We start from the raw sequence: 8,308 nt of genomic DNA, 5'->3' as shown, positions 1-8,308 counted from the left end.
TCAAAGAGACCAATCTTTTAAAGAAACGAAAAAAACTAGCCGATTACCTCCTTTATAGAGGTTGGGAAAGCCATTTGGTGTATGATAAGGTCAATGAGCTTTATAGGTATTAGGCAATAGGGATTAGATGTGAGGTATCAGGAGTGAGGAACTGGGGATAAATTTGAAAGTGATCAAATTCCATAATAATGAAGACTACCAACTGAAGACTGCCAACTGAGGACTGAATACTGCGCACTTAAACCCTTAAAACTAAAAACTGTACCATTCCTAAGAACAATACAGTTTTAAATATCAACTATGCTGAGGTTTTATAAGCTAAACGTCGCACCAACATTCATCACAAATTGGTTGTGGATATAGTCCGCCGGATTTGTGATATTGGTTTTGTATCTGGCTAGTGGAAACACAGCTTCCGTGAAAATCCCAAAACCTTCTGAGAAGAAAAAACGTGCCCCAACATGACCACCAAAATTCTTTAAACCAAGGTTTAAGCCTGGGTAAAGGTCAAAGTTTTCATCAATGTTTAAAACACTTCCTAAGTGTGCATTAAAACGACCTTTAAGATCCACACGGTCGCCAAAACTCGCGTCCAATCCTTCTTTTATACTTAAGGCATAGGCACCCGAAACACCTACAGAGATATTTTCGCCAAGACCATAATCATAGCTTACATTAATTCCTGTTGCCTTATCCTGGAAGTTGGCGCCAATTTGCAACTTGTTGTCGGTATTGCCTTTAAAAGCCTGTGCATTCGCAAAAGAAACGCTTAAAATGCTTATGAGTACAATTAATTTTTTCATTGTAAGTTATTTAATTATAATTTCGGGCAAAGATAAACATGTTTTTTAAAAAGCATTTGCTTTTAGCTTGAACTCTTGAGTGTTCTGCTAATTGCCTTTTCATTTTTCCAATCAATCCATTTTTGACCCTTTAGCTTGCGCATCATAGTATCAAAATGGCGCATGATCAAAATATTATAAACCGCTTGACCGAAGTTTTTTGGATTTCGGGCAATGGCGCGCAAGCTCATTGAAAACCCAGGCGTGATGTATTTCATATAATGCCAATAGCCTTCGGGCATGTATAATACTTCGCCGTGGTTCAATTCTGTCCTATAGCCTTTTGCTTTTTTAAGCGCGGGCCATTTTTCTAAATCCGGATTTGAAAAGTCAATGTCTTCACGAGTAATCAGTGAATGTGGAATTTTATAGAGATAATCGTTCTGTTTTTGATCAAACAGAATGCAGAGTTTTTTGCCTTCAAAATGAAAGTGGAAAATATTAGCCAAATCAATGTCGTAATGCATAAAGGTGTGCGAGTTTTCGCCGCCAAAAAACAACATAGGCAAACCTTTCATCAACTTAAGGCCAAAATCGGGATAGGAATAATCCTCCTGTAACTGTGGGACTTCTTTCAGGGCATTCCATAAAAAAATCCGAAACTTAGTCGGCTCACGTTTTAAAAGATCAATATAATCTGCCATTTTCATTTTGGCATGCGGCTCGTTAAATCCGTCTTTATGGCTCACAGGGCGGTCATCATAAAGCGGCACGATCTTGTCTCCCGCAATCTTTTTAATATAGTCAAGCCGCCACTTGTCATAAGCTGGCCAATCTTCAATAAAACGCTCTATAACCACAGGTTTTTGAGGTTTAAAATAGTATTTCAAAAAATCTTCCTTGGTAATAGTCTTTACGCGAGGAATGTCTTGCAGTTCTAGTGCCAATGCGCTATGATTTAGATGCGCTAAGTTAAGGAATCGAAACTAATTGTTTTAAAATGAATGTTAAATATTTGGGTGTTACCCCGCTAAGGCGTGGTCGGGCTGTCCGCTATATCTTTTTGCTTTGAAAAAAAGCAAAAAGGATGTCGCTTCCATCCCTAACACAACTTCTGCTGTTTTTGGAGCTTCGTTTGTTAAAGCCAAAGAATCCTTCATTTGAATGTTGGTCGTTATTATGCAATTTTAAATAATAACTATTAAAAGAATACGCTAAAAAGCAGCTCAATCTGCGTCACCCGCCTGAACGGACGGGCAGGTCAGCGTTCTATTCTTAATGTGGGCGAAATACGTTTCATCTTTAAATCAAACTCCGTATCACACATTTCACATCGGTATCTATGTTTCGTGTGAAAAGGAAGCGAAGAAAATAAAACGCCATAAATAAATGAAAAAAGTGATTTCGCATCTTTAATGGTGGAGAAGAGTTCGATATGCATGCTCTTGCAATTGGGGCAATGAATAGTCTCACTTTCATCATCAATTGAATACGGTTTGATGGCATTTAAAATCTGTTTGGCTTCTGTTGCTTGATAGGAGAGGACTTTCAACTTTACGCCACCAATGGCGCGGCTAACTAACGGATCGGTATCAATGGTCAGGTTATCCGTCAGGAAAACTTCGATGCCATCGGCTTCCAATCTGCCTTTGATAATCTGCGCTTCCGAAGAATATTGAAATACAGCCACTGTTGTAAAGGTTTCATTTTTCATGAGAAAAAGGGTGCTAAGAGCGACAACACTTTTGAAATTTCATCTTCTGAGTTGTACGCATGGATACAAAAACGAATGCGCTCCTGACCTTTGGGTACTGTTGGGGAGAAAATTGGCTCAGGATCAAAGCCTTTTTCATTAAGATGACGAACAATTTTTTTGACCTTTTCACTATCGGAAATCGTACAGCATTGAATAGCAGAATTACTTTCTGTAAAATACTTTTCGAGTTGATTTTCTTTTAGTTTTTCTTTAAAAAAACGAATGTTCTGGTTCAGTTTTTTTATGGCGTGTGTAAGTTCCAATTCTTTATAGGACGCTTTTATGGTCATTAGAGAGTGAGGAGCAATAGCCGTGGTGTAGCTGGACGGACTTGAGAACTGGATAAGATAGTCTATCAGTCCTTGATCTCCCAAAATGGCAGCACCATGTGAGCTTAAGGCTTTTCCAAAGCTGATCAATCGCGCAAAAACAGACTTGTCAATTCCCAAACTACGCACTAAACCCTCACCTTCCTTTCCAAAAACACCTATGGCGTGCGCTTCGTCAACAATCAATCGAAACTTGTTGAGCTCACAAAAATCGGCTATAGCCACTAAATCGGGCGTGTCCCCATCGATTGAAAACACAGATTCCGTAGCAATATAAACTTCTGTGTTTTCAGTAAAATGCGGTTGTTCATTTTGGCAAATGCGCTTTAAATCTTCCAAATCATTATGCTTGAAGGCGAAAGCTTTTGCTTCGCCCATGGCTATTCCATCCCGTATTGAAGCATGGATCAGTTCATCATAAAAAATGATGTCGTCGTGTTGAGGGACGCAAGAAAAGAAGCCTAGGTTGGCATTGTAGCCAGAATTAAAGATTAAGGCGGCATTGCAATGATAAGTTTCACAAATGAGCTCTTCTACTTCGGCATAAAGTTGATGATTACCCGATAAAAGCCAGGAGCCTTTGGAGCCATTTTGAAAGATGAACTCATTCTCCAAATAATAATGGGTCCGATCAAAAATCTCATTGGACATCGAAAATCCTAAATAATCATTGGAGGCAAAATCCACCAATAGTTGTGGCATATCCAATGCTCTGAAAGTGATTTCAGCATTGCGAGCATCTAACTGGTCTTGAAGTTTTTTCGGAATCATGATGTAAATATACGAAGACCGTTCAGGATTTCAATCTTGAAATGACGAGACTATGAGGTCTCAGAAAGATAGGAAAATCAAAAACATCGTATATTTGGGAATCAAAAACGCTAATTATGATTCGTATTCTATTCTCCTTGACCTTTATTTTGTCTTCATTCGTTTTTCAAGCGCAAATTTCTTCAAAATATACTATTTCCTTTGAAAATGCCGTACATCATGAAGCGACAATTCAGGCTTCATTTACCAATCTGCAATCTGACGCTGTCGAGTTTTCTATGGCCCGTTCTTCACCAGGTCGCTACGCTTTGCACGAATTCGCAAAAAACGTGTACAATGTGAAGGTTACCGATGGTAAAGGAAATCCACTCGAGGTCACTAGGCCAAATCCGTCATCATGGAGCGTTAAAAACAAGGACGGCACCATTCATGTCAGTTATACTTTATTTGGCAATCATGGCGATGGTACGTATGCCCAGATTGATGAAACGCATGCGCATTTGAATATGCCGGCAACACTCGTCTATGTTCCAGAACTTGAAGCCCAAGAAATGGAAGTGACTTTTGATGTTCGAGAGGATTTCAATTGGAAGATTGCCACCCAACTCAAACATCAATACGGTACGACCTATTACGCAAAAGATTTTCAATATTTGATGGACAGTCCGGTGGAGATTGCAAACTTTAGAAAACGTTCTTTTGATGTAAAGGGGCAGACCATTACGTTTATACTGCATGATGATGACGCCACAGAACAACAGATTGATATTTATTTTGAAAAGATCAAAAAGATAGTTTTAGAACAAATGCAGATCTTCGGCGAATTGCCAACTTTTGATTATGGCGAATATACTTTTTTGGGCTGCTATATGCCGAATGCAACTGGAGATGGGATGGAGCATCGGAATTCAACTGCAATTCCGAGCTCGAGAAGTTTGTCGAATGGCGGTATCGAAACAAATATTGGCACCGTTGCTCATGAATTTTTCCATATTTGGAATGTGGAGCGTTTGCGTCCAAAATCATTGGAGCCTTTTGATTTTTCAAGAGCAAATATGAGTGGCGATTTGTGGTTTGCTGAAGGATTTACCAGCTATTTTGATGATCTGTCTTTAGTCAGATCTGGCATTATAAGTCAAGAGAAATATCTTGAAGGACTTACAAGAACCTTCAATTACGTATGGACGTCACCAGCGCGTCAATTTTTCAATCCTATTGGAATGAGTTACCAAGCGCCGTTTACGGATGCGGCACGATCGGTAGATGAAACCAATCGGGAAAACACCTTTATTTCCTATTATTCTTATGGTAGTATGCTGGGACTGGCTTTGGATTTATCCTTGAGAGAAAAGAATCTTAATCTGGATGACTATATGACCTTATTGTGGAAGAACTTTGGAAAACCTGAAATCCCTTATACGGCTGAGGATTTACATCAAACCTTAAGCACTTTTGCAGGAAAGGCCTTTGGCGATGAATTCTTTAATAATTACATCTATAAAAGTGGGATGCCAAATTACGAGCAACTTTTAAAACAGGTTGGCGTGACTTTGGAAACGAAAATTAACATCGATTTTGGAGCCATCGTCAGAAATCAAAAAATTATGAGCAATCCTAAAATGGGATCTTCGGCCTATAAAGCTGGATTTCAAAAAGGAGATAAGCTGCTTAAGATCGGAGCGATTGCACTTGATGAAACTATGGACGTCAATGCGGTTTTAAGTGCGTTTAAGGTTGGCGAAGAGGTCTTGGTATTGATTGATCGTTTTAAAGATCAAAAAGAAATACCGCTTACCATTTCGACAGAGGTGTCCTATGGGATGAAATTGTTGGATGGCAATTCCAAAGAGTTTACTAAAAAGATAAAACAGAAACGGGCAGGTTGGTTAAACTCGAAAGTATAGATCGCGTGAGGAGAGTACAAAGTATTTAGTATGAAGTACAAAGTATAAAGAAAAATTTTTGAAGTCTGACATTCTTATAAAATAGTGGACAATGAGTCTATTCATTTAAGGGTTTTAAATAATACCGAATACTATTATTTTTACAAACCTTTCTGAAAATATAAATTGGTAACCGCTATCCGATAATGTTTCAAATCTCATGTATCCTCGAATATAATTTAATCAGACATTGGTAGAAAACAAAAAATCACGCTTTTGGGCGTGATTTTTTTATTTGTAATAAGATCGTCTTGATTAGTCCACCAATACAATCACTTTATTGTCTTTCATTTCAACAGTACCGCTGTTGATTTCTATAACCCAACTTCCATTTTCTTGAGTAAAGCTACTCGCGTGGCTTTCTGCAATGGTTGCATTGCCTTTGAATTTTAGTTTTCCTTTTCCAAGAAGTGAAACAATGGCCGCGTGACCATTCAACATTTGGAATTCACCCTCAACACCTGGAACCGTAACGCTTTCGACATTACCGCTAACCAGTGAAGCTTCTGGGGATACAATTTCTAAATACATTTTTTTGTAGTTATGAGTGATGAGTTATGAGTTATGAGTCAACTCTGAACTCATAACTCTTAACTCTAAACTTATTTTTAGGCTTCAGCAAGCATTTTCTCACCAGATTCGATAGCCTCGTCAATGGTTCCTTTAAGGTTGAAAGCAGATTCCGGTAAGTGATCTAATTCACCATCCATAATCATGTTGAATCCTTTGATAGTTTCTTTAATATCAACCAATACTCCAGGAATCCCTGTAAATTGCTCAGCAACGTGGAACGGTTGTGACAAGAAACGTTGAACACGTCTTGCACGTCCTACAGCCATTTTATCTTCTTCCGATAGTTCTTCCATCCCAAGAATAGCAATAATATCCTGTAATTCTTTATAGCGTTGCAATAACTCTTTTACACGTTGAGCGCAATCGTAATGTTCTTTTCCTAAAATGGCAGCTGATAAAATACGTGAGGTAGAATCCAATGGATCTACTGCAGGATAAATACCAAGTTCTGCAATTTTACGGGACAATACGGTAGTGGCATCCAAGTGGGCAAAGGTTGTAGCAGGCGCAGGATCGGTTAAATCATCCGCAGGCACATATACCGCTTGTACTGATGTAATGGAACCTCTTTTTGTGGAGGTGATACGTTCTTGCATGGTACCCATTTCTGTAGCTAAAGTTGGTTGGTAACCTACCGCAGAAGGCATACGTCCCAACAACGCCGATACTTCAGAACCCGCTTGTGTAAAACGGAAAATATTATCAATAAAGAATAAGATATCACGACCTGCGCCATCTTCATCTCCATCACGGAAATACTCTGCAATTGTTAATCCAGATAGTGCCACACGTGCACGTGCTCCAGGAGGTTCGTTCATCTGTCCAAACACGAAGGTCGCTTTAGACTCTTTCATCACATTTTTATCAACTTTAGATAAATCCCATCCGCCTTCTTCCATAGAATGCATAAACTCGTCACCATATTTTATAATACCTGATTCCAACATCTCTCTCAAAAGGTCATTTCCTTCACGAGTACGTTCTCCAACGCCAGCAAAAACTGAAAGTCCGCCGTGACCTTTAGCAATATTATTAATTAACTCTTGAATCAATACTGTTTTGCCAACACCAGCACCACCAAACAATCCAATTTTACCACCTTTTGCATAAGGCTCAATCAAATCGATAACTTTGATACCAGTAAATAAAACCTCTGTAGAGGTTGACAAATCTTCAAATCTTGGTGCTTGTCTGTGAATAGGTAAACCAGCATTACCAGCTTTAGGCAAATCGCCCAATCCATCAATCGCATCTCCAATTACATTAAACAAACGTCCGTAAACATCCTCGCCGATTGGCATTTGTATAGGAGCACCTGTTGAAACAACTTCAGTGCCTCTGCTCAAACCATCTGATGAATCCATAGCAATGGTACGAACCATATCTTGACCAATATGGGATTGAACTTCCAATACCAATAGCGAACCGTCAGGTCTTTTAATTTCTAAAGAATCGTAGATTTTCGGAAGCTTTGAACCTGCTTCAAACGCCACGTCAATCACCGGACCAACGATTTGTGCAACTTTACCTGTAACTTTTGACATTAGTATATGTTTAATGTTGAATTGAAATTTAAATACGAAAAACATCCTTTTTTCGCGCTGCAAAGATATAGTATTTAATTTAAAATAAAAGTCTATTTATCTGTTTTTTGCGTATAAAAAAACACCTTCAAACAGAAGGTGTTTTTATTAAATAATTGTCAATAATATTATTGCAACGTCGCTGGATAGTTTGTTGGATAATCACCAACATCTACGAAATTACCTGAAGCTTCAAAAGTTGAACCGTAGGTTGTATCAATGGCGCGCATAAACATATTTGCAATAAAAGCATATCCTCTTGCCGTTGGGTGGACACCGTCTAAGCCAATGGCACCACCTAGTACTAATTGAGAAGTCAACTTAAAGTTACCAGTCGTGATACCACCATTTGCCAATTGTTGATATAATGCGTTAGCATCAACGAATGCTAATCCTGCTTCACTAGCAGTAGCAGAAATAGCTGAATTGAAAGCAGCAATTGCATTTGCGACTTCATCTTGCTCACTTGGTAATAAAACCCATTTGTCCTCAAGTGGGAATTGAGTTCCGTAACCTAGCGGTATCAATGAAGATACAGGCAAAACAAATAAGTCACCTGCTGTGGCTTGTC

General features: G+C 38.8%; 9 protein-coding genes and 1 pseudogene. 2 read left to right on the top strand and 8 right to left on the bottom strand.

Going from position 1 to position 8,308, the window contains the following annotated elements:
- Positions 1 to 113: pseudogene (locus ABIQ28_RS02340) on the top strand (recombinase RecX); the annotation flags it as partial.
- Positions 114 to 311: 198 nt separating this feature from the next.
- On the opposite strand, the gene ABIQ28_RS02335 reads toward ABIQ28_RS02340, so the two are convergent.
- The 5 genes from ABIQ28_RS02335 to ABIQ28_RS02315 all read right to left on the bottom strand — a co-directional run bounded on the left by ABIQ28_RS02335 (position 312) and on the right by ABIQ28_RS02315 (position 3,638).
- Positions 312 to 803 carry a DUF6646 family protein gene (locus ABIQ28_RS02335; protein WP_348035142.1) on the bottom strand — a complete coding sequence of 164 codons (492 nt, stop codon included), beginning with the start codon at positions 801 to 803 and terminating at the stop codon, positions 312 to 314.
- 62 nt (positions 804 to 865) lie between these two features.
- Entirely contained in the window at positions 866 to 1,729 is an 864-nt protein-coding gene (locus ABIQ28_RS02330; RefSeq protein ID WP_348035141.1) for a cupin-like domain-containing protein, read from the bottom strand.
- 75 nt (positions 1,730 to 1,804) lie between these two features.
- Positions 1,805 to 1,930 (bottom strand): hypothetical protein, encoded by a 126-nt coding sequence (locus tag ABIQ28_RS02325; protein WP_348035140.1) that lies wholly within the window; start codon positions 1,928 to 1,930, stop codon positions 1,805 to 1,807.
- Positions 1,931 to 2,043: 113 nt separating this feature from the next.
- Positions 2,044 to 2,496 carry a DUF2007 domain-containing protein gene (locus tag ABIQ28_RS02320; RefSeq protein WP_348035139.1) on the bottom strand — a complete coding sequence of 151 codons (453 nt, stop codon included), beginning with the start codon at positions 2,494 to 2,496 and terminating at the stop codon, positions 2,044 to 2,046.
- Positions 2,493 to 3,638, bottom strand: coding sequence for a pyridoxal phosphate-dependent aminotransferase family protein (locus tag ABIQ28_RS02315; protein ID WP_348035138.1), 1,146 nt, complete (start codon positions 3,636 to 3,638; stop codon positions 2,493 to 2,495). Before ABIQ28_RS02315 ends, ABIQ28_RS02320 begins: the two co-directional genes overlap by 4 nt.
- A gap of 116 nt (positions 3,639 to 3,754) precedes the next feature.
- Between ABIQ28_RS02315 and ABIQ28_RS02310 the strand changes: the two genes are divergently transcribed.
- Positions 3,755 to 5,542: a peptidase M61 gene (locus ABIQ28_RS02310; RefSeq protein ID WP_348035137.1), complete on the top strand. Its 1,788-nt coding sequence runs from the start codon at positions 3,755 to 3,757 to the stop codon at positions 5,540 to 5,542.
- A gap of 294 nt (positions 5,543 to 5,836) precedes the next feature.
- On the opposite strand, the gene ABIQ28_RS02305 is transcribed toward ABIQ28_RS02310, so the two are convergent.
- The 3 genes from ABIQ28_RS02305 to ABIQ28_RS02295 form a co-directional block, all read right to left on the bottom strand.
- Positions 5,837 to 6,112 carry a F0F1 ATP synthase subunit epsilon gene (locus tag ABIQ28_RS02305; RefSeq protein WP_348035136.1) on the bottom strand — a complete coding sequence of 92 codons (276 nt, stop codon included), beginning with the start codon at positions 6,110 to 6,112 and terminating at the stop codon, positions 5,837 to 5,839.
- A 77-nt stretch (positions 6,113 to 6,189) separates the two neighbouring features.
- A complete protein-coding gene (gene atpD / locus ABIQ28_RS02300) occupies positions 6,190 to 7,698 on the bottom strand; it encodes a F0F1 ATP synthase subunit beta (protein ID WP_348035135.1) in 1,509 nt (502 codons plus the stop codon).
- A 167-nt stretch (positions 7,699 to 7,865) separates the two neighbouring features.
- On the bottom strand, positions 7,866 to 8,308 hold a 443-nt coding region (locus ABIQ28_RS02295; protein ID WP_348035134.1), incomplete at its 5' end, for an SGNH/GDSL hydrolase family protein.

The organism is Gelidibacter sp. (genome assembly GCF_039916245.1).
Taxonomy (GTDB): domain Bacteria; phylum Bacteroidota; class Bacteroidia; order Flavobacteriales; family Flavobacteriaceae; genus Gelidibacter.
This window is presented reverse-complemented; position numbering and strand designations above follow the sequence as displayed.